Annotated in this window: 22 protein-coding genes and 1 pseudogene; 13 read left to right on the top strand and 10 right to left on the bottom strand. The window is 69.7% G+C overall.

Going from position 1 to position 18,943, the window contains the following annotated elements; genetic code table 11:
• The first annotated feature begins 310 nt into the window (after positions 1-310).
• The 3 genes from hemA to ABVN73_RS10740 all read left to right on the top strand — a co-directional run bounded on the left by hemA (position 311) and on the right by ABVN73_RS10740 (position 3,154).
• Positions 311-1,525, top strand: a complete 1,215-nt coding sequence (gene hemA / locus ABVN73_RS10730; protein ID WP_353857980.1) for a 5-aminolevulinate synthase — start codon at positions 311-313, stop codon at positions 1,523-1,525.
• 194 nt (positions 1,526-1,719) lie between these two features.
• A complete protein-coding gene (locus tag ABVN73_RS10735; protein ID WP_353857981.1) occupies positions 1,720-2,265 on the top strand; it encodes a hypothetical protein in 546 nt (181 codons plus the stop codon).
• A 112-nt stretch (positions 2,266-2,377) separates the two neighbouring features.
• Complete coding sequence (locus ABVN73_RS10740) at positions 2,378-3,154, top strand: response regulator (protein WP_353857982.1); 777 nt, start codon at positions 2,378-2,380, stop codon at positions 3,152-3,154.
• Positions 3,155-3,357: 203 nt separating this feature from the next.
• Here ABVN73_RS10740 and ABVN73_RS10745 read toward each other — a convergent pair whose 3' ends face one another.
• A complete protein-coding gene (locus ABVN73_RS10745) occupies positions 3,358-4,095 on the bottom strand; it encodes an SDR family oxidoreductase (protein ID WP_014239345.1) in 738 nt (245 codons plus the stop codon).
• A 142-nt stretch (positions 4,096-4,237) separates the two neighbouring features.
• On the opposite strand from ABVN73_RS10745, the gene ABVN73_RS10750 reads away from it, so the two are divergent.
• The gene (locus tag ABVN73_RS10750) at positions 4,238-5,413 is read left to right on the top strand and encodes a ChaN family lipoprotein (RefSeq protein WP_353857983.1); all 1,176 of its coding nucleotides are present in this window, start codon (positions 4,238-4,240) and stop codon (positions 5,411-5,413) included.
• 7 nt (positions 5,414-5,420) lie between these two features.
• Here ABVN73_RS10750 and ABVN73_RS10755 read toward each other — a convergent pair whose 3' ends face one another.
• Positions 5,421-6,005, bottom strand: coding sequence for an NUDIX hydrolase (locus ABVN73_RS10755; RefSeq protein ID WP_353857984.1), 585 nt, complete (start codon positions 6,003-6,005; stop codon positions 5,421-5,423).
• A gap of 176 nt (positions 6,006-6,181) precedes the next feature.
• On the opposite strand from ABVN73_RS10755, the gene rmuC reads away from it, so the two are divergent.
• From rmuC to ABVN73_RS10790, 7 genes are all read left to right on the top strand, one after another.
• A complete protein-coding gene (gene rmuC, locus ABVN73_RS10760; protein ID WP_353857985.1) occupies positions 6,182-7,672 on the top strand; it encodes a DNA recombination protein RmuC in 1,491 nt (496 codons plus the stop codon).
• A 201-nt stretch (positions 7,673-7,873) separates the two neighbouring features.
• Positions 7,874-8,083 carry a cold-shock protein gene (locus ABVN73_RS10765; protein WP_014239340.1) on the top strand — a complete coding sequence of 70 codons (210 nt, stop codon included), beginning with the start codon at positions 7,874-7,876 and terminating at the stop codon, positions 8,081-8,083.
• Between the two features lie 108 nt (positions 8,084-8,191).
• Positions 8,192-8,422, top strand: coding sequence for a hypothetical protein (locus ABVN73_RS10770; RefSeq protein WP_014239339.1), 231 nt, complete (start codon positions 8,192-8,194; stop codon positions 8,420-8,422).
• Between the two features lie 141 nt (positions 8,423-8,563).
• Complete coding sequence (gene def, locus ABVN73_RS10775; protein WP_353857986.1) at positions 8,564-9,070, top strand: peptide deformylase; 507 nt, start codon at positions 8,564-8,566, stop codon at positions 9,068-9,070.
• 25 nt (positions 9,071-9,095) lie between these two features.
• A complete protein-coding gene (gene fmt, locus ABVN73_RS10780; protein ID WP_353857987.1) occupies positions 9,096-10,076 on the top strand; it encodes a methionyl-tRNA formyltransferase in 981 nt (326 codons plus the stop codon).
• The gene (truA, locus tag ABVN73_RS10785) at positions 10,058-10,795 is read left to right on the top strand and encodes a tRNA pseudouridine(38-40) synthase TruA (RefSeq protein ID WP_038526072.1); all 738 of its coding nucleotides are present in this window, start codon (positions 10,058-10,060) and stop codon (positions 10,793-10,795) included. The genes fmt and truA overlap by 19 nt, the downstream gene beginning before the upstream one ends.
• 84 nt (positions 10,796-10,879) lie before the next feature.
• Positions 10,880-12,226, top strand: a complete 1,347-nt coding sequence (locus tag ABVN73_RS10790) for a branched-chain amino acid ABC transporter permease (RefSeq protein WP_353857988.1) — start codon at positions 10,880-10,882, stop codon at positions 12,224-12,226.
• 21 nt (positions 12,227-12,247) lie between these two features.
• On the opposite strand, the gene ABVN73_RS10795 is transcribed toward ABVN73_RS10790, so the two are convergent.
• From ABVN73_RS10795 to leuC, 5 genes and pseudogenes are all read right to left on the bottom strand, one after another.
• Positions 12,248-12,688 (bottom strand): EVE domain-containing protein, encoded by a 441-nt coding sequence (locus ABVN73_RS10795; RefSeq protein ID WP_353857989.1) that lies wholly within the window; start codon positions 12,686-12,688, stop codon positions 12,248-12,250.
• Positions 12,689-12,696: 8 nt separating this feature from the next.
• On the bottom strand, positions 12,697-13,074 hold the full coding sequence (locus tag ABVN73_RS10800; protein ID WP_353857990.1) for a VOC family protein: 378 nt from the start codon (positions 13,072-13,074) through the stop codon (positions 12,697-12,699).
• Positions 13,075-13,179: 105 nt separating this feature from the next.
• A complete protein-coding gene (locus ABVN73_RS10805; protein WP_353857991.1) occupies positions 13,180-13,659 on the bottom strand; it encodes a WYL domain-containing protein in 480 nt (159 codons plus the stop codon).
• A gap of 45 nt (positions 13,660-13,704) precedes the next feature.
• A pseudogene (locus ABVN73_RS10810) lies at positions 13,705-13,869 on the bottom strand (HTH domain-containing protein); the annotation flags it as partial.
• An 82-nt stretch (positions 13,870-13,951) separates the two neighbouring features.
• Complete coding sequence (leuC, locus tag ABVN73_RS10815; protein WP_094301772.1) at positions 13,952-15,355, bottom strand: 3-isopropylmalate dehydratase large subunit; 1,404 nt, start codon at positions 15,353-15,355, stop codon at positions 13,952-13,954.
• 238 nt (positions 15,356-15,593) lie between these two features.
• On the opposite strand from leuC, the gene ABVN73_RS10820 reads away from it, so the two are divergent.
• Both ABVN73_RS10820 and ABVN73_RS10825 read left to right on the top strand, forming a co-directional pair.
• Entirely contained in the window at positions 15,594-15,791 is a 198-nt protein-coding gene (locus tag ABVN73_RS10820; protein ID WP_109070759.1) for a hypothetical protein, read from the top strand.
• Positions 15,792-15,900: 109 nt separating this feature from the next.
• Entirely contained in the window at positions 15,901-16,815 is a 915-nt protein-coding gene (locus tag ABVN73_RS10825; RefSeq protein WP_353857992.1) for a DMT family transporter, read from the top strand.
• A 222-nt stretch (positions 16,816-17,037) separates the two neighbouring features.
• On the opposite strand, the gene rplS is transcribed toward ABVN73_RS10825, so the two are convergent.
• The 3 genes from rplS to rimM are packed head-to-tail and all read right to left on the bottom strand — an operon-like array spanning position 17,038 to position 18,876.
• The gene (gene rplS, locus ABVN73_RS10830; RefSeq protein ID WP_094301769.1) at positions 17,038-17,433 is read right to left on the bottom strand and encodes a 50S ribosomal protein L19; all 396 of its coding nucleotides are present in this window, start codon (positions 17,431-17,433) and stop codon (positions 17,038-17,040) included.
• Between the two features lie 40 nt (positions 17,434-17,473).
• Positions 17,474-18,274: a tRNA (guanosine(37)-N1)-methyltransferase TrmD gene (trmD, locus tag ABVN73_RS10835; RefSeq protein WP_353857993.1), complete on the bottom strand. Its 801-nt coding sequence runs from the start codon at positions 18,272-18,274 to the stop codon at positions 17,474-17,476.
• Positions 18,271-18,876 (bottom strand): ribosome maturation factor RimM, encoded by a 606-nt coding sequence (gene rimM, locus ABVN73_RS10840; RefSeq protein WP_353857994.1) that lies wholly within the window; start codon positions 18,874-18,876, stop codon positions 18,271-18,273. The genes trmD and rimM overlap by 4 nt, the downstream gene beginning before the upstream one ends.
• Positions 18,877-18,943 lie beyond the last annotated feature (67 nt).

Genomic DNA, 18,943 nt, shown 5'->3' on the forward strand with positions numbered 1-18,943 from the left:
CTTGGGAACATCCGCAATCACTTTGAATCATCAATGAAACGGGAGGACGAAAGGGTGTTTCCCAGCATCGGCAACGGCGCGATGGGCAGCGGGCAGGAAACGCTCCGACCGCGCGATCATCCATAGGTCGAATGGTCCCGCGGCGGTGGATCGGTGAGAATTGCCATCTCGCGGGGCGGACCTATTGACTTCGGTCAATGCCGGGTGGCAACGCGGCGACGATCATGCCATCTTCCTAACGTGCTAGGCCCGGTGGCTGGACCGCCCGGACAGCACCCGCCCCTTCGGATGAACGCGAACGGAACGCGCGATGGATTACGAGAGCTTTTTCCGCACCCAGATCGCCAGCCTGAAGCAGGATGGCCGCTACCGGGTCTTCGCCAACCTCGAACGGCACGCGGGGAACTTTCCGAAAGCCACCTTCCGCGACGCCGCCGGGAAGGAGCGGGAGGTCACCGTGTGGTGCTCCAACGACTATCTGGGCATGGGCCAGAACCCGGTCGTCCTGAAGGCGATGCACGACGCCATCGACGGCGTGGGCGCCGGCGCCGGCGGCACGCGCAACATCTCCGGCACCAACATCTACCATGTGCTGCTGGAGCGCGAGCTGGCCGACCTCCACCAGAAGGAGGCGGCGCTGCTCTTCACCTCCGGCTACGTGTCCAACGACGCGACGCTGGGGACGCTGGGCAAGCTGCTGCCGAACTGCGTGATCCTGTCGGACGCGCTGAACCACAATTCGATGATCACCGGCATCCGCAACAGCGGCGCCGAGAAGCACATCTTCCGCCACAACGACCCCAAGCATCTGGACGAGCTGCTGTCGCAGATCGCCCCGGACCGCCCGAAGGTCGTGGCCTTCGAGAGCGTCTATTCCATGGACGGCGACGTCGCCCCGATCCATGACCTGTGCGACGTCGCCGACAAGCACGGTGCCATGACCTATCTGGACGAGGTGCACGCGGTCGGCATGTACGGCCCGCGCGGCGGCGGCGTGGCCGAGCGCGACGGCGCCATGGACCGGCTGACCATCATCGAGGGCACGCTGGGCAAGGCGTTCGGCGTGCAGGGCGGCTACATCACCGGCTCCACCGCGCTGGTCGACTGCATCCGCAGCTTCGCCGCCGGCTTCATCTTCTCCACCTCCCTGTCGCCGGTCCTGGCCGCCGGGGCGCTGGCCAGCATCCGCTACCTGAAGACCAGCCAGACGGAGCGCGACCAGCACCAGGAGCGCGCGGCGACGCTGAAGCGCCTGATGGCCGAGGCCGGCCTGCCGGTGATGCCCTCGGCCAGCCACATCGTCCCGGTGATGGTCGGCGACGCCCACCGCTGCAAGCGCGCCTCGGACGAGCTGATGGAACGCCACGACATCTACGTCCAGCCCATCAACTACCCGACCGTGCCGCGCGGCGCGGAGCGCCTGCGCTTCACCCCCACCCCGCTGCACAGCGACGCCGAGATGGCCCGTCTCGTCGACGCCCTGCTCGACGTGTGGAGCCGCCTGGACCTGCGTCTGGCGGCGTAAAGTCCGGCGGCACCCCTTCTCTTCCCCCTCCCGCGCGCTTTCCCGCGTGCGGGAGGGGATTCGGTGATCTCCCGGCGATAACGGCATCGGCGCTCTGGACTTGTGGGCCGGAGCGCCTTACCTTTAGACGCTGCTGAGAACGTTTCGCAACGTTCGGTCCGCAGCCGTCGACAGCCACCGCCCAGGGGTTCGCCATGTACCGTGACAACTCGCTGATGCCGAAGGAGGCCGTGCGCCTCGCCGTCCTGGGCACGCTGATCCAGAACGGGCCGCAGCGTTACGCCGAACTGGCCGGCGCGCTCCGCCATTTCCTCGACCGCATCGTCGGCCCGTCGCTCGACCTCATGGGCACGTCGCTGGAGATGCTGCGGTATGAGGGGCTGATCGAGGCGCTGGACGGCACCGGCATGGAGGACAACGCCCTGCTCGGCGCGACCGAGGCCGGACGGACGGAGTTCGACACGCTGATGCGCGCCAACGTGCGCGCCCCCTCGGCGGACGGGCTGAACAAGCTGGTCATCGCGCTGAAGCTGCGTTTCCTGCATCTGCTGGACACCGAGTCGCAGCGCGACCAGATCGACCATCTCGCCTCCCTGTGCGAGACGGAACTGGCGCGTCTGGGTGACCTGAAGCGGGCGAGCGCGGGAACCGACGGCCATTTCGCCGACTGGCTGGAGCATGACATCGCCCAGGCTGAGGAACGGCTAAGCTGGTTCAACAACCTCCTGTCGCGGTTGTGATCGGCGCGGCGTTTTAGCCGCCTTCCATGCGGGCGTTTGTTTCGCGTTAGGGTTCTGGTGTAACTTTCGGGTCCATAATGCCTAACCCGAAAGCATAGTCAGGACCCCCGCCATGGCTTCCCACCTGTCGCCCGACGATCTTGAAGACCGCCTGCGCGTCGAATTCATGGACGACGCCCGCGACCGGCTGGAGGTGATGAACGCCGCCCTGGAAGGCGCGGCTAAGGGCACCCGCGAGCAGAGCGCGGTGATCGGCGTCCTTCGGCTGGAAGCCCACAATTTCAAGGGCATGGGCACCAGCTTCGGCTACCCGACCGTCAGCCTCGTCGCGCACCGCCTGGAAGAGTATCTGTCCGGCCTGAAACGGCTGGAGCCGCGCGAGCTGAACGACGCGCAGGTCTTCGTGGACCGGATCGCCGAACTGGTGGACCGCGCCGAGCAGCCGCAGGTTGCGGAAACGAACCGGATCATCCGCGCCCTTCCGGTGCGCTACCAGTTCGAGATCACCGACATCCAGATCAGCAACGTCGAGATCATGCTGGTCACCCCGTCCAAGGTCGTCGCCAAGAAGCTGGGCAGCGAACTGGCGGCCTGCGGCTTCCGCACCGTGACGGTCAGCGACCCCATCGAGTCGATCAGCCTCGCCGTGCGCGTCCCGCCGGACATGCTGATCGCGTCGATGGTCATGGACGGCCTGTCCGGCCTCGATCTGATCCGCGGCCTGCGCGCGATGAGCGTCACCCACAACGTGCCGATGGCCTTGCTAACCTCGATGAGCCTGGACAACCCGGCGCTCAAGGAAATCCCGCACGGCGTCTCGGTCATCCGCGTCGGCGAGCATTTCGGGGACGACTTCGCGGCGGTGGTGGCCAAGCACAACCTCGGCTGAGGTGGCTGAACACCGTTGCGGGCAAAAATATTTTCACGGATTACACGGATTTTCCTTTGATCTTGCTCAGCAGAAGCGTCTCGAAAAGCCCTTACCGAGCAAGCATCAGAAAAAAATCCGTGTAATCCGTGACAAGATCCGCGAAATCCGTGTGAATCTTGTCCGCCCAGCGCCTCACACCCAACGGGCAACCGCCCCCTGCGTCAATACAGGTGCTGCCCACCGGTGATGAACATCTCCGTTCCGGTGACGTAGCCCGAGTCGGGACCGCACAGGTAGAAGATCACCGCCGCCACATCCTCCGGCGTGCCCATCCGCTTCAGCGGAATGCGCGGGATCAGCACGTCGTATTCGGGGCCGGTCATAGCGGTCTCGATCTCGCCCGGCGCCACGGCGTTGACGCGCACGCCGATCTCGGCGAACTCCACGGCCATCTCGCGGGTCAAACCGGACAGCGCCGCCTTGGAGGTCGAATAGGCCGACCCGGCGAAGGGGTGCACCGAATGGCCGGCGATCGAGGTCACGTTGACGATCGCCCCCTTCGCCCGCGACAGCGGCGCCGCGAAGCCGCGGGCCAGCACCAGCGGGGCGAAGAAATTCAGCTCGAACACCCGGTGCCAGCCTTCGATGGCCCCGTTCAGGCAGCCGAGACGCTCCTTGATCGGCGTCTTGGGCGAGATGCCGGCGTTGTTGATCAACGCGTGCAGCGGCGCCCCGTCCAACGCCCGGTTGGCCTCCTCCAGGAAGCGGGCGCGGCTGTCCGGATCGGACAGGTCCGTGGGGATGTGGTGGGTCCAGTTCGGATCGCGCCGGCAATGGTCCGGCACCTCCTCGCGGGAACAGGAAATGACCCGCCAGCCCTCGGCGCTGAAGCGCTGCACGGTGGCGTGGCCGATGCCCCGGCTCGCGCCGGTCAGAATGACGGTTTTACGGTGCGGCATGATGTCCAAGGATACCCCGCTTCGCCGCACCGCGCCAGCGCGGCCGTCGCCGGTCAGACCACGCGCCGTTGACGGGAGCGCTGCACCGCCCAACCTTCAGCCTGCGTCCAACCGTTTCACCCCGTCCAGGAGGACCGCCGACGTGCTCCCCCGTTTGATGGCCGTCCTTCTGCTCTCCGGCGGCCTGCTGGCCGGACTGGGCGACAAGGATGCGGCGCAGGCCGCCGCCCAGACCGACGCCTGCGTGCCGCCCGGCGGCTGGGCCGACGCCGCCGCCCGTCCGCTGAACGCCGCCGACCTGCTGCGCCGCGCCGCGGCATCGCCCGCCGTGTTGCTGGGGGAACGGCACGACAACCCCGACCACCACCGCTGGCAGCTTCACAGCCTGGCGGCCCTGCACGCGCTGAATCCCGATCTGGCGGTCGGCATGGAGATGTTCCCGCGCAGCGTCCAGCCGGTCCTGGACCGCTGGAGCGCCGGGCAACTGACCGAGGCGGAGCTGCTGCGCGAGACCAACTGGCCGAAGGTCTGGGGCTACGACGCGCGCTTCTACCTGCCGATCCTGCATTTCGCCCGGATGAACCGGTTGCCGGTGGTCGCGCTGAACGTCGACCGCGGGCTGGTCAGCCGCACCGCGCGCGAGGGCTGGGCCGCCGTTCCCGCCGGCGAGCGGGAAGGCGTGGGCGACCCGGCCCCTCCCCCAGCCTCCTACACCGAGCGTCTGCGCCAAGCGATGGCCGCCCACGGCCCGACCGAGCGCCGCTCCGGCAGCTTCGAGCGCTTCGTCGAGGCGCAATCGGTCTGGGACCGCGCCATGGCCGAGCGCATCGCCGACACCCACCGCCGGACCGGCCGCACCGTCGTCGCCATCCTGGGCCAAGGGCACATCGAAGGGCGCGACGGCGTTCCCCACCAGCTGGCCGATCTGGGCGTCCGGAACAGCGTCGTCTTGCTGCCCTGGGACGAGGACCGGCCCTGCGCCGAGCTGGACGGGCGGATCGCCGACGCCGTCTATGGGCTGGGCGAGAGCGAGGCGCCGGCCGAGACGCCCCGCCCCCGGCTGGGTGTGATGCTGGAGCCGGGACCGGAGGGGGTGCGCGTGCGCTCCGTCACCGAAGGCAGCGTCGCCGCCGCCGCCGGCCTGACGGCGGGAGACCTCGTCGTCGCGGCGGCGGGGTCGCCGGTGCGCGAGGCCTCCGACCTGACGGCGGTGGTGCAGCGCCAAGCCCCCGGCACGTGGCTGCCGCTGACCGTGAAGCGCGACCAGGGCACGGCGGAGCTGGTGGCGAAGTTCCCCGCCTCCCCCGCGGTGGAGTGATCGGGGGCTAGAGCATCCGCTCCCACTGCGCCAGCACGTCCGGCGTGGGGTTCACCGCCGGGGCGAAGTCCTGGCGGCCCAGACGCGACCGGTGTTCGCGCAGGGCCCACTGGACGGTCGGGAAGGCCAGATCGTCCCACGGGATCTCCTCCCAGCGGAACAGACCGACCTCCTGGCTTTCCGGCCCGGCGGACACGTCCGGCGACAGCAGGCGGGCGCGGAAGATCAGCTGCACCTGGCTGATGCGCGGGATGTCGTAGACGGCCAGCAGCGAGTCGATGGCGATTTTAGCCCGCGCCTCCTCCCACGCCTCGCGGGCGGCACCCTCCATGGTGCTTTCCCGCTCCTCCATGAAGCCGGCGGGCAGCGTCCAGTAGCCCTTGCGCGGTTCGATGGCGCGGCGGCACAGCAGGATGCGGTCCTCCCAGGTCGCCACCGAACCCACGACGATCAGCGGGTTCTGGTAGGCGATGTAGCCGCAGTCCGGACAGGTCAGCCGCTCGCGGTCCTCGCCGGGCGGGATGGTGCGGACGCGGGGCCCCTTGAGGGGACCGTGCGGGGAGCCGGAGGGGGCGGACGGATCGTCGGGCATCCGTCGGATATGGCGCAGACGGGGACGGCGGGCAAGTCCGCTTCACCGACGCGCAGCGCAAGCGGAACGAAGCCGCGAAGAGGGTTCTTCTTTGTTCATTGCCCGTTCTCTTTCCTGATTCGTTCCTGTAGTCTCGCCTGTGGTCTCGCCATTTGTAGCGATCTTCGGGGAATTTCATGCAGTTCGCGTTCGACGCACAGTCGGTGGCTCTCGGCGGCCTGGCCGGCGCCCTTCTCGGGGCGATCCTCGCCGGCATGATCGTGCGCCTCTATGCCGCACGCGCCGAGGCGGAGGCCGCCGCCGTCCACGCCGAACTGGTCACCCGGCTCGACGTCGCGGAGCGGATCGAGGGCGACCTGCGGGAGGAGGTGGAGGCCCGCGACCACCAGATCGCCCGGCTGACCGGCGAGCTGTCCGCCGCCCGCGAACGGCAGGCGGAGCTGTCCACCACCCTGGCCCGCGAACGCGCGTCGGCGGCGGAGAAGCTGGCCCTTCTGGAGCGCGCGCAGGCCACCCTGTCCGACAGCTTCAAGGCCCTGTCGGCGGAGGCCCTGCGCTCCAACAACCAGAGCTTCCTCGACCTCGCCAAGGAGACGCTGGCGACCTTCCAGGAGCAGGCGCGCGGCGACTTGGAGAAGCGGCAGACCGCCATCGCCGACATCGTCGCCCCGGTCCGCCAGTCGCTGGAGCGCATGGACGGCCAGATCCAGGAGATGGAACGCAGCCGCGCCGGCGCCTACGAGGGGCTGAAGCAGCAGGTGCTGTCGCTGGTGGAGACCCAGGCCCAGCTCCGCGCCGAGACGGGCAACCTCGTCCGCGCCCTGCGCAGCCCGGTGGCGCGCGGGCGCTGGGGCGAGATCCAGCTCCGCCGGGTCTGCGAGATGGCCGGGATGCTCGACCACTGCGACTTCGTGGAGCAGATGAGCGTGGAGGCCGCCGGCGGGCGGCTGCGCCCCGACCTCGTGGTCAAGCTGCCCGGCGGCAAGACCATCGTGGTGGACGCCAAGACGCCGCTGGAGGGCTATCTCGACGGGGTGCAGGCGGCGGACGACGGCGCCCGTCGCGACGGGTTGTCACGCCATGCCCGCCATGTGCGGGAGCATATGAAGCAGCTCGGCACCAAGGCCTATTGGGACCAGTTCGCCGATTCGCCGGAATTCGTCGTGCTGTTCCTGCCCGGCGAGAATTTCTTTTCCGCGGCTCTGGAGCACGACCCGGCGCTGATCGAGGCGGGCATTGACCACCGCGTGATCCTGGCCACCCCGACGACGCTGATCGCGTTGCTGCGCGCCGTCGCCTACGGCTGGCGCCAGGAGCGGCTGACCGACAGCGCCCGCGAGATCAGCGCGCTGGGCGCCGAGCTTTACAAGCGCCTGCACGATTTGGGCGGCCACATGGAACGGCTGGGCGTGCAGCTCGACAAGGCCGTGGGATGCTACAACGGGGCGGTCGGCAGCCTGGAGTCCCGCGTTCTGGTCACCGCCCGCCGCTTCCGCGACCTGCACGCCACCCCGGACAGCGCCGAGGAGATTCCCCTGCTGGAACCGCTGGACCACGCCCCGCGCCCGCTCCAGGCGCCGGAGCTTCGCGCGGCCGAGCCTCGGGCAACGGAATTGAGGGCCGCGGAATTGAGAGCGGCGGAACTGCGAGCGGCAGCCAGGGCGTAGGGCCGAAGTCCGCAACCCAGATTTGCCCGTCTTGTTTCGCCTTGCAAAGGAGGGGAGCGGTCCCAATTTCCCTCCTGTCATTCTGCTTCGGACTGCCGGCCTGCTACGCCTTCGGGTGCCCAGATCGTCGCTATGCCTGGACACAGTCTGATGCGCCGCACCGGCCGATGCGGCGCCTTTCATACGAAACGGAGAGCAATCATGCCCGTCGGTACCGTCAAGTGGTTCAACAGCACCAAAGGTTATGGCTTCATTCAGCCGGACAACGGTGGCGCGGACGTCTTCGTCCACATCTCCGCGGTCGAGCGCGCGGGCCTGCGCAGCCTGAATGAAGGCCAGAAGGTGTCCTACGAGGAGCAGCGCGATCCGAAGCGCGGCAAGACCTCGGCGGAGAACCTGAAGGCCGTCTGAGCCACGTCTCACGGCACGGCATCGGAGGGGGCACCGGGAAACCGGTGCCCTTTTCCGTTGCGCGCTTTTCCTCTACAAGCACCCCCCTGACGTTCGGAGTTTCCCCCCATGGCCAAGACCAAGAAGAAGCAACCGGTGGACAGCGCCTTCGTGCTGTTCGACGTGCTGTACGAAGACGGCGCCCGCACCTCCAACCGCAAGGTCCCCGGCACGCTGGTGGGCGGGCTGGACGGCGACGAGCCGGCCCGCGGCTTCATCGAGGAGCAGGACCGCAAGATCGCCGAGATGTCCGGCAATCCCCGCGGTCCCATCAAGTCGATCACCCGCTCGCCCCTCTGAGGCATGGCCGTCCCGATGGGATCGGCCCCGATGGGATTGGCGGGTCACCGCGGGTTGCGCCTTGCGCCTTCCTTGACCTCGTGGCCCGCCCCCCATATTTTGACGGATTGTCGCACCTCCACGCACCGTTGCTGAGTTCCCATGGCCGTTCTCGATATCCTCGTCGCCCCGCACCCCGTCCTGAAGCAGAAGGCGAAGCCCGTCGACAAGGTCGACGCCCGCATCGCCAAGCTGATGGACGACATGGTCGAGACCATGTACGCCGCGAAGGGCATCGGCCTCGCCGCGCCGCAGATCGGCATCCTGGAGCGGGTGATCGTCGTGGACGTGCACGACAAGGACGAGAAGCCGAACCCCATCCGCCTCGCCAACCCGGAAATCGTCTGGAAGTCGGACGAGACGTCGGTGTGCGAGGAGGGCTGCCTGTCGGTGCCCGACCAGTACGCCGAGGTCACCCGCCCGTCGTCGGTCCGCGTCCGCTATCTGGACGAGAACAACGAGACCCGCGAGATCGAGGCCGACGGCATGCTGGCGACCTGCATCCAACACGAGATCGACCATCTGAACGGCGTGCTGTTCGTCGACTACCTGTCGATGCTGAAGCGCAACATGATCCTGCGCAAAGTCCAGAAGATGCAGCGCGCCTGATATCACCGGCTTTGGACGATCCTTCATGACGCCGCTCCGCCTCGTTTTCATGGGCACGCCGGATTTCGCCGTGCCCAGCCTGCGCGCCCTGGCCGATGCCGGGCACGAGGTGGTCTGCGTCTACAGCCAGCCGCCCCGCCCCGCGGGGCGCGGGCAGCAGGTCCAGAAATCCCCGGTCCACCGCTTCGCCGAGGAGCGCGGCATCCCCGTGCGCACGCCCAAGTCGCTGCGCAACGCCGAGGCCCAGGCGGAGTTCGCCGACCTCAAGGCCGACGCCGCGGTGGTCGCCGCCTACGGGCTGATCCTGCCGCAGCCGATCCTCGACGCGCCGCGCCTGGGCTGCCTGAACGTGCACGGCTCCCTGTTGCCGCGCTGGCGCGGCGCCGCCCCGATCCAGCGCGCGATCCTGGCCGGCGACGCCGAGACCGGCATCACCATCATGCAGATGGACATCGGGCTGGACACCGGCGCCATGCTGCTGAAGGACGCGGTGCCGATCACCGCCGGGACCACCGCCAGCACCCTGCACGACGCGCTCGCCGACATGGGCGCGCGGCTGATCGTCGAGGCGCTCCACGGTCTCGCCGCCGGCCGCCTGACCGCCGAGCCGCAGCCCGAGGCGGGCGTGACCTACGCCGCCAAGCTGACGCGCGAGGATGGCCGGCTCGACTGGACGCGCGACGCCGCTTTCGTGGAGCGGCAGGTCCGCGCCCTCACCCCGTGGCCCGGCTGCTGGTTCGACGCCCCGACGCCGACCGGCGGGGTGGAGCGCATCAAGGTGCTGAAGGCCGAACCGGCCCCCGCCCCGACAAACGACGCCCGCAAGGCGGCGCCCGGCACGCTGCTGGACGACCGCCTGACCGTCGCCTGTTCCGACGGCGCCGTGCGCCTCACCCTGGTGCAGCGGCCCGGCAAGGCCCCGGTGGACGGCGCCGCCCTGCTGCGCGGCTTCAATCTGCCCGTCGGCACCCGTCTCGGCGACGCCGCATGCAGCGCTGGAAACTGACCCTCGAATATGACGGCCGGCCCTTCGTCGGCTGGCAGCGGCAGGACAACGGCCCCTCCGTCCAGCAGACGCTGGAGGAGGCCATCGAGCGCCTGTCCGGCGAGACCGTGCGCGTCCACACCTCCGGACGGACGGACGCCGGGGTGCACGCCCTGGGGCAGGTCTGCCATTTCGACCTGGAGAAGCCCTTCACCGGGCTGAAGCTGCGCGACGCGCTGAACTTCCACCTGAGGCCCGCCCCCGTCGCCGTCCTGCTGGCCGAGGCGGTGCCGGAAGACTTCCACGCGCGCATGACCTGCCTGGGGCGCAGCTACGTCTTCCGCATCGTCAACCGCCGCGCCCCGCTGGCCCTGGAGACGGGCCGCGCCTGGCACGTCATGCGGCCGCTGGACGCCGAGGCGATGCACGCCGCCGCGCAGGTCCTGGTCGGCCAGCATGATTTCACCAGCTTCCGCGCCGCGCTCTGCCAAGCCAACTCCCCGGTCAAGACGCTGGAGCGGCTGGCCGTCGAGCGGGTCGGCGACGAGGTCCGGGTGCACGCCGCCGCCCGCTCCTTCCTGCACCATCAGGTGCGCAACATGGTGGGCACGCTGGAACTGGTCGGGGCCGGCAAATGGAGCGCCGACGATCTGCGCCGCGCGCTGGAGGCGCGCAACCGCTCCGCCGCCGGGCCGACCGCCCCGCCGGACGGTCTGTACTTCGTCGGCGCCCGCTACTGACTTCCATAAGGCGGCGTCTGGCGTTTCACATCGGGAACCGATAGATTCTCCGGCGAACGAACAACCGGCCGGGGTTCCTCCGCCGTGCACCGCCGTCCGACGCGCCTGCTCCCTCCCTTTCTCCTGCTGGTCGCCGCGCTGTTGTTGACCGGCTGCGGCGTGGACGGCGATCAGGCCGCGCTGTGCGGCAAGCTGATCCCCGCCTTCGACTCCGGACCCGTCACCATCCTGGGCACGGAAGCGCTGGGCGGCGACGAGCCGGCCTTGCGCTTGACCTACCGCACGGACGACGGCGGCGCAGAAACCGGGACCCACTGGATCGCCTGCCGCTTCGGCGGACGCTTCTTCGATTCCCGCCGGCACGAGCTGGTGGCGGTGGCGACCGACCGCACGGGGCGGCTGCGGCCCATGCAATTCACCATGCTGCGCATCTGGGCCGGCCTGCCCGCCGCCCGCCTCGGCCTGCCGCCGGAGACGAGCGGGGCGGAACGGGGTCCGCGAACGGACTGGGCGCCGCTGCTGTTCTTCCTGCAGCAGGTCATCAACGCGGCCACGGTGGCCTGCGTCTACGGGCTGCTGGCGCTGGGCTACACGCTGGTCTACGGCATCCTGGGGCAGATCAACCTCGCGATGGGCGAGCTGACCATGATCGGCGCCATGCTGACCGCCATGGGCGCGGCGGCGCTGGGCATGGCCGGGCTGGGCAGCCTGCCGCTGGCGGTGCTGGGCGTCTTCGCCACGGTGATGGCCTTCACCGCCGTCCAGGGCTGGACCATGCACCGGCTGGTGTTCCGCCGCCTGCGCCACGCCCACAACCACACGCCGCTGATCGCCGCCGTCGGCCTGTCCATGGCCTATCAGGAGGGGATGCGGCTCCTGCACGGCGCCCGCGACTGGTGGCCCTCCCCCTTCCTGGCCGACCGGCACGAGCTGCTCAGCGACGGCGCCTTCACCGTCACCGCCCTGACCTCGCAGGCGGTGATCCTGCTGATGACCGGCGGGCTCTACGCCCTGCTGTGGGCGGTCATGCAGCGCACCGCTTACGGCCGCGCCCACCGCGCCTGCGCCGACGACGTCGGGGCGGCGGAGCTGGTCGGGGTGGATGTCGACCGCACCGTCGCCACCACCTTCGCGGTGGGCGGCGCGCTCGCCGCTGCGGCGGGGGCGGTGATCGCGCTCTATTACGGCGGGGTGAATTTCTACACGGGCTATCTGATCGGCTTCAAGGCGCTGGCCGCCGCGGTGGTGGGCGGCATCGGGTCGGTCCCCGGTGCCATGCTGGGCGGTGCCCTGCTCGGCCTCGTCGAGACTTTCTGGTCGGCCTATTTCGCCATCGCCTACAAGGACATCGTGGCCTTCGGCCTGCTCACCCTCTTCCTGATCTACCGCCCGGACGGGCTGATGGGCCGCAGCCGCGGGCGGGGGGACTGAGCCCCCCAGGCCGGACGCCGGTCAGCACAGGACGGCCCCCATGGCCGCGGCGATGGTGTCCAGGTCGCGGTCGGTCACCGTGAACAGCCCGAAACGGAACGGATAGCCCCAGTTCCGCACCCCGGCGGAGAAGTCCAGCCGGTCGAGCAGGGGCAGGATCGGTGTCTCCCGACCCTCCAGCCACCGCACGTCGCGGCGGAAGGGAACGAAGCCCCCGCCCATGTCGAACGGGTAAGGCGTGCCGTCCCGCACGATCCCCACGGCGGTGAAGGACTGCAGGCGGTCCTTTCCCTGGAACCGCTCGGTCGGCGAGTAGTAGGCGACGCGGTCCCCTGGGCGGATGCGGCGCAGCGGCGCCGCCTTGCCGTGGCAGACCTGCATGAAGCCCTCCGCCCGCCCCCGCCGGACATGCTCGGCGGAGGCGACGGCGATCCAGCTGCGGCTGGCGGTGGCCCGATCCATGACGGGCCTCACGCTTCCACGGGCGCGAAGACGCGCAGGCGGTGACCGTCCGGGTCCAGCGCGACGAAGGTGTGGCCGAAATCCATGGCGGTCGGCGGCTGGGCGATGGTCAGGCCGCGCCGCACCCAGTCGGCGTGAAGGCCCTGAACCGCGTCGGCGTCCGCCACGCGGAAGCCGATCTCGCCGCTGCCGCCGAGCGGTCCCGAGGAAGCCGCCGGCTCCACCGTGTCGCGCGACCACAGCCCCAGCATGACGCCGGAGTCCAGGGCGAACATGGCGAAGGTCGGCGACGCCTCGACCGGCGGCTTGCCCGTCAGGCCGGCGTAAAAGGCGGCGCTGGCGGTCGGGCTGTCCACATAGAGGAGGATGATGTTGGCGCTGAACATGGGCTGGTGTCCTCGCTGGTCCCCGGCAGGGCCGATCCCGTCCGGCGAAGCCCAGGCTAGGCGAGGATACTGTCAGTTTCTGTCAGCAGTCGCGCGCTGGCACGTTCACCGCGCTGGGATGCCCTCGGCCTCGCGCCATTCCTTGAGCAGCGCCTGCCGCCGCCGCGGGTAGCGGGCCTCCAGCGCCGTCACCGAGACGATTCGGTCGGCGCGGAAATGGCGGATCGCCCCGCGCAGCTCGCACCATGCGACCATGACGCGCAGCCGGTCGAAGAAGCCAAGCGCGAAGGGCCAGACGATGCGCTCGCTGGCGGCCCCGTCGCGGTCGCGGTAGGCGATGGACAGCTTGCGCTCGCCGCGGATGGCCCGCCGGACGACGGCGAGGTCGACGCCGTCCCCGACGATCGGCTCCCCAGGCCCGACGAGCAGCGCCGAGGCGTCCATGCGGTCGCGGAGGTCCGGCGGCAGCACCGCCGCGATCTTGGCGAGCGCGTTCTGCGCCGCCGCCCCCAACGCGCCATCCGCCCGGTCGGCCACCCAGCGGATGCCGAGGGCGAGCGCCTCGATCTCCTCCTCGGCGAACATCAGCGGCGGCAGCAGGAAACCGGGCTGGAGAAGGAAGCCGACCCCCGGCTCGCCGTCGATGCGGGCGCCCTGGGCCTGGAGGGTGGCGATGTCGCGGTAGATCGTGCGCAGGCTGACGCCGAGTTCGTCGGCGAGGACATGCCCGCTGACCGGCCGGCGGTGGCGGCGGAGGCACTGGATCAGGTCGATGAGGCGTTCGGCGCGCGACAGCGGAGGATGCCCCTAAACACGACGAAGCGGGGACGGCTGGAAGGCCATCCCCGCTCCGGGCGTCACAGCAAACCGTGAGAGCTTACAGGCTGCGCACGTCGGTCAGGTGCCCGGTCACCGCCGCCGCGGCGGCCATGGCCGGGCTCAGCAGATGGGTGCGCCCGCCGCGGCCCTGGCGGCCCTCGAAGTTGCGGTTGGAGGTCGAGGCGCTGCGCTCGCCCGGCGACAGGCGGTCGGCGTTCATGGCGAGGCACATGGAACAGCCCGGCTCACGCCACTCGAAGCCGGCCTCGGTGAAGATCTTGTCCAGACCCTCTTCCTCCGCCTGCTCCTTGACGAGGCCCGAGCCGGGGACGACCAGGGCGCGCACGCCCTCGGCGACCTTGCGGCCCTGGGCGATCACCGCGGCGGCGCGCAGATCCTCGATGCGGCCGTTGGTGCAGGAGCCGATGAAGACGGTGTCCACCTTCACGTCGGTCAGCTTCTGGCCGGGCTCCAGGCCCATGTAGGCCAGCGAGCGCTCGACGGCGGCGCGCTTGCCGGCGTCGGCCACGTCGGCCGGGTTCGGCACGGTCGCGGTGATCGGCAGCACGTCCTCCGGGCTGGTGCCCCAGGTGACCTGCGGGACGATGTCGGCGGCGTTCAGAACGACGGTGGTGTCGTAGACGGCACCCTCGTCCGACGGCAGCGTCTTCCAGTACTCCACCGCCTGCTCCCAGGCGCCGGCCTTCGGGGCCAGGGCGCGGCCCTTCACATACTCGAAGGTCTTCTCGTCCGGGGCGATCAGGCCGGCGCGGGCGCCGCCCTCGATGGCCATGTTGCAGACGGTCATGCGGCCTTCCATCGACAGGCCCCGGATGGCGTCGCCGGCGAACTCGATGACGTGGCCGGTGCCGCCGGCGGTGCCGATCTTGCCGATGATCGCCAGCACGATGTCCTTGGCGGTCACGCCGGCCGGCAGTTCGCCGTCGACGCGGACCAGCATGTTCTTGGCCGGCTTCTGCAGCAGGGTCTGGGTGGCCAGCACATGCTCCACCTCCGACGTGCCGATGCCGAAGGCCAAGGCGCCAAAGGCACCATGAGTCGCCGTGTGGCTGTCGCCGCAGACGATGGTGGCGCCGGGCAGCGTGAAGCCCTGCTCCGGACCGACGATGTGCACGATGCCCTGGCGGACGTCGTCCATCGGGAAGTAGCGGACGCCGAAGTCGCGCGCGTTCTTGTCCAGCGTCTCGACCTGGATGCGGCTCTCCTCCTCGGTGATGCCCTTGGAGCGGTCGGTGGTCGGGACGTTGTGGTCGGGCACGGCGAGGGTCGCTTCCGGACGGCGCACCGGACGGCCGGCAAGCCGCAGCCCCTCGAACGCCTGCGGGCTGGTCACCTCATGGACCAGATGGCGGTCGATGTAGAGGATGCAGGTGCCGTCGTCCTGACGGTGGACGACGTGGCTGTCCCAAATCTTGTCGAACAGGGTGCGCGGCTTGGACATAGCAACTCTCTCTCGCGGCAATTCTCTCTCGCAAACCACAGACCGGACGAACGAAGCGTGCGGTAAGAGGGCCGCACAATAGCCGTCTCTTTCAACCAGGACAAGGCCGAGCCTGTGGGAAACATCCCGCATCCCGCAGCGAAAAATCGCCGCTTCCCCGCCCCGCCCATCGTCTGGCGGGCGGGGCGCTCCTTATGGTAGCGTCCGGCACCGCCCCCATTCGATGAAGGGTCATCCCGTGACGGACCCCACTGTCCGCTGTGAACGCTGCGAACGGCCTTATCCCGCCGACCTGCCCGGCTGCCCGAACTGCCGCCGCATCCGCCAGACCAACATCGCCATCGCCACCACCATGGTCCTTCTGGTGCTGTTCGCCATCGGCGGCTGGTTCGGCATCCAGGTCTTCACCGGCTTCTCGACCGGCGGCACGCCCTAACGCCGTCCCCCTGCGGGGCTGCCGCACCGGGAACGCAGACCTCCCGCCCCCGCCCGCGCCGTAGGATGCGGCCGAATTCGGGGTGGGAGGACTCATGGCGGATCAGGCCATGCCACGCGCCGCGGCCGGACACGGACCCGTGGGTGGTCCGGGGGCCGTGGTCTACGCGCAGCTTGCGGGAATCGTGCTGTTCTGGGGGGCCAACTGGCCCCTGATGAAGCTGGCGCTGTCCGACATCGGGCCGCTGACCTTCTGCCTTCTGCGCTTCGCCGGAGCGGCCGCGGTGCTGGCCCTGCTGTCGCGGGTGCTGCGCTTCCCCCTTCTGCCACCGCCGGGAGAGCGTTGGCCGCTGGCCCTGGTCGGGCTGCTGCAGATCGCCGGGATGCTGGACCTCAGCTCCATCGCGCTGCGGGTGGTGCCGCCGGGGCGGGCCGCGGTGCTCGCCTACACCATGCAGATGTGGGCGCTGCCGCTGGGCGTGCTGCTGGCCGGGGAACGCTTCACGCGCGGGCGGGTGATCGGCGCGCTGCTGACCTTTGCCGGCGTCCTCGTCTTCTTCAACCCGTCGCTGATGGACTGGGGCGACCCGGCGGTGCTCCTGGGCAACGGGCTGCTGCTGGCCTGCGCGCTGAGCTGGGCGCTCGGCGCCACCCTCTACCGTCGCCGCCGCGGCGGCTGGCGCACGCCTTTCTGGACCCAGACCTTCTGGCAGATCGCCGTCAGCGCCGTGGCGACCGCGCCGCTGACCCTGGCGGCGGAGCATGCCCGGCCGATCCATTGGACACCCGCGCTGGGCACCGTCCTCGCCTTCAACTGGGTGATCGCGACCGGTCTGTGCTTCTGGTGGTGGGCGAAGTCGCTGACCGCCATGCCGGCGGCCCAGGCCGGGCAGATCATCTGCCTCGTCCCGGTCACCGCCCTGCTGCTGAGCGCGGTCTTCATGGGCGAGCCGCTGACCGTCGGCGTGACGGTCGCGGTGGCGCTGATCGGCGCGGGGATTTTGACGACGATGCGGGCGCGGTAGGAGAGGTGATCGGGGCGTGGTTTCGTTGAGCCCCCACCCAACCCTCCCCCCGCTCTCGCAGGGGAGGGCTTAAATCTCCTCCCCCCGCGAAAGCGGGGGGAGGTCGGGAGGGGGGCACCGACGCAACCACGTCCTTGCCATCACTAACCCCAACGCCAAACACCCGCCCGGATCGCTCCGGGCGGGTGCTGGTGTAGGCGTACCGAACGAAAGGGCGCCGGATTACTCCGCGGCGGCCTTCGTGTTGTTCATGCCGCGGCCGGTCGTGCGCTCGGCGATACGGGCCGACTTGCCGCGACGGTCGCGCAGATAGTACAGCTTGGCGCGGCGGACGGCGCCCTTGCGGACCAGCTCGATCGACTCCAGGCGCGGGGAGTAGAGCGGGAACACGCGCTCCACACCCTCGCCGTAGCTGATCTTGCGGACGGTGAAGGACGAGTTCACGCCGGCGTTCCGGCGGGCGATCACGACGCCCTCGTAAGCCTGGACGCGCTCGCGCGTGCCCTCGACCACCTTCACGTTCACGCGGACGGTGTCGCCCGGCGAGAACTCAGGAATGGTCTTGCCGCCGAGGGCCTTCTCGATCTGCTCCTGCTCGAGCTGCTGCAACAGGTTCATGACACTACCCCTTTCCATCGGTGCGCCTCGCGGCGGACCGTCACTCTGGTTTCGGGCCGCGCCGGCGACCCCGTTTCCCAATCTGACCCTCGGCCTTGCGCCCCGCCTCGTAGCGGTCCCACAGGTCCGGTCGCCGGGCCTGGGTGATCCGCTCCGCCTCGGCGAGCCGCCAGGCGCGAACCTTCTCGTGGTGGCCGGACAACAGGATGTCCGGGACCGACCGTTCCACACCCTGCCCGTCGGTCCAGACCGCGGGCCGGGTGTAGTGGGGGTATTCGAGCAACCCCCGTTCGAAACTTTCCTCGCCCGCCGTCTCCACATTGCCCATGACACCGGGGAGCAGGCGCACCACGGCGTCGATCAGGCACAGGGCGGCGGTCTCGCCGCCGGACAGCACGAAATCCCCGAGGCTGACCTCCTCAAGGCCGTGCGCGTCCAGCACCCGCTCATCCACCCCCTCGTACCGGCCGCAGAGCAGGGTGACCACCGGGGTGGCCGCCAGCTCCTTGACCAGCTCCTGGTCGAGCACCCGTCCGCGAGGCGACAGGTAGATCGCCCGTCCGCGTCCAGGAGTGCCCGGAGGACCCGCCGTCGCGGTCAGAGCCGCGTCCAGCACGTCGGGCCGCATGACCATGCCGGCCCCTCCGCCGAAGGGGGTGTCGTCGACGGAGCGGTGTTTATCGCGCGCGAACGAGCGAATGTCCACTGATTCCAACGCCCAGACTCCATTTTCCAGCGCCTTTCCCGCGAGGCTGAGCCCCAGCGGGCCCGGAAACATCTCCGGGAACAGCGTCAGAACCTTGGCCGTCCAGGCAAGAGAACCGGAAGCGCCGTGATTCACGGGCGGGTTCCCTTGTCTTGACCGTCGTCTTGAGCGTCTTCAGCGTCATCCGCGCCTTCCGGCGCGTCCACCCCGTCCTCTTCCGCCCCGCCTTCGCGCGCCTCGATGACGGCGGGAAGATCGACCACGACGCGGCCTCCCTTCACATCGACCACCGGGACGCAGGCGCGGGTGAAGGGCAGCATCTCCAGCGGCCCCGATTCGGTGCGGATCTCCAGCACGTCACCGGCTCCGAAGTCGTACAGCGCCTTCACCGTGCCCCAGACGGTGCCGTCAGCGAGTTCCGCACGCAGCCCGATCAGGTCGGCGTGATAGAACTCGTCCTCGTCCTCCGTCTCGGGCAGGGCGGAACGGTCCACATACAGCCGGACACCGGTCAGCGCCTGCGCCTGTTCGCGCGTGGCGATGCCATCGACGCGGACCAGGAACAGGTCCTTCATGGTGCCCTGGAGCGTCAGCGCAAAGCGCCGGGCGCCCCGCTCGTCCGAGAGGGGGCCGTAGGACGCCACGGCCGGCGCGTCCTCGGTGAAGCTTTTCACCTTCACGAGGCCGCGGACGCCGTGCGCCCCGGCGAATTGGCCGACGCAGACTTTTGTGGACATGGCTTGAGCGTGTGCGTTGCGGGGCGTCTCTGCCCCCTCCCTACCCCTCCCCCGCTTCGCAGGGGAG

Source organism: Azospirillum formosense (assembly GCF_040500525.1).
Classification (GTDB): domain Bacteria; phylum Pseudomonadota; class Alphaproteobacteria; order Azospirillales; family Azospirillaceae; genus Azospirillum; species Azospirillum formosense_A.

Bases quoted from the DNA above. Each gene is read 5' to 3' on its own strand.
- hemA (WP_353857980.1), top strand. From the start codon at position 311: ATGGATTACGAGAGCTTTTTCCGCACCCAGATCGCCAGCCTGAAGCAG.
- ABVN73_RS10735 (WP_353857981.1), top strand. From the start codon at position 1,720: ATGTACCGTGACAACTCGCTGATGCCGAAGGAGGCCGTGCGCCTCGCC.
- ABVN73_RS10740 (WP_353857982.1), top strand. From the start codon at position 2,378: ATGGCTTCCCACCTGTCGCCCGACGATCTTGAAGACCGCCTGCGCGTC.
- ABVN73_RS10745 (WP_014239345.1), bottom strand. From the start codon at position 4,095: ATGCCGCACCGTAAAACCGTCATTCTGACCGGCGCGAGCCGGGGCATC.
- ABVN73_RS10755 (WP_353857984.1), bottom strand. From the start codon at position 6,005: ATGCCCGACGATCCGTCCGCCCCCTCCGGCTCCCCGCACGGTCCCCTC.
- rmuC (WP_353857985.1), top strand. From the start codon at position 6,182: ATGCAGTTCGCGTTCGACGCACAGTCGGTGGCTCTCGGCGGCCTGGCC.
- ABVN73_RS10765 (WP_014239340.1), top strand. From the start codon at position 7,874: ATGCCCGTCGGTACCGTCAAGTGGTTCAACAGCACCAAAGGTTATGGC.
- ABVN73_RS10770 (WP_014239339.1), top strand. From the start codon at position 8,192: ATGGCCAAGACCAAGAAGAAGCAACCGGTGGACAGCGCCTTCGTGCTG.
- def (WP_353857986.1), top strand. From the start codon at position 8,564: ATGGCCGTTCTCGATATCCTCGTCGCCCCGCACCCCGTCCTGAAGCAG.
- fmt (WP_353857987.1), top strand. From the start codon at position 9,096: ATGACGCCGCTCCGCCTCGTTTTCATGGGCACGCCGGATTTCGCCGTG.
- truA (WP_038526072.1), top strand. From the start codon at position 10,058: ATGCAGCGCTGGAAACTGACCCTCGAATATGACGGCCGGCCCTTCGTC.
- ABVN73_RS10795 (WP_353857989.1), bottom strand. From the start codon at position 12,688: ATGGATCGGGCCACCGCCAGCCGCAGCTGGATCGCCGTCGCCTCCGCC.
- ABVN73_RS10800 (WP_353857990.1), bottom strand. From the start codon at position 13,074: ATGTTCAGCGCCAACATCATCCTCCTCTATGTGGACAGCCCGACCGCC.
- ABVN73_RS10805 (WP_353857991.1), bottom strand. From the start codon at position 13,659: ATGTTCGCCGAGGAGGAGATCGAGGCGCTCGCCCTCGGCATCCGCTGG.
- leuC (WP_094301772.1), bottom strand. From the start codon at position 15,355: ATGTCCAAGCCGCGCACCCTGTTCGACAAGATTTGGGACAGCCACGTC.
- ABVN73_RS10825 (WP_353857992.1), top strand. From the start codon at position 15,901: ATGCCACGCGCCGCGGCCGGACACGGACCCGTGGGTGGTCCGGGGGCC.
- rplS (WP_094301769.1), bottom strand. From the start codon at position 17,433: ATGAACCTGTTGCAGCAGCTCGAGCAGGAGCAGATCGAGAAGGCCCTC.
- rimM (WP_353857994.1), bottom strand. From the start codon at position 18,876: ATGTCCACAAAAGTCTGCGTCGGCCAATTCGCCGGGGCGCACGGCGTC.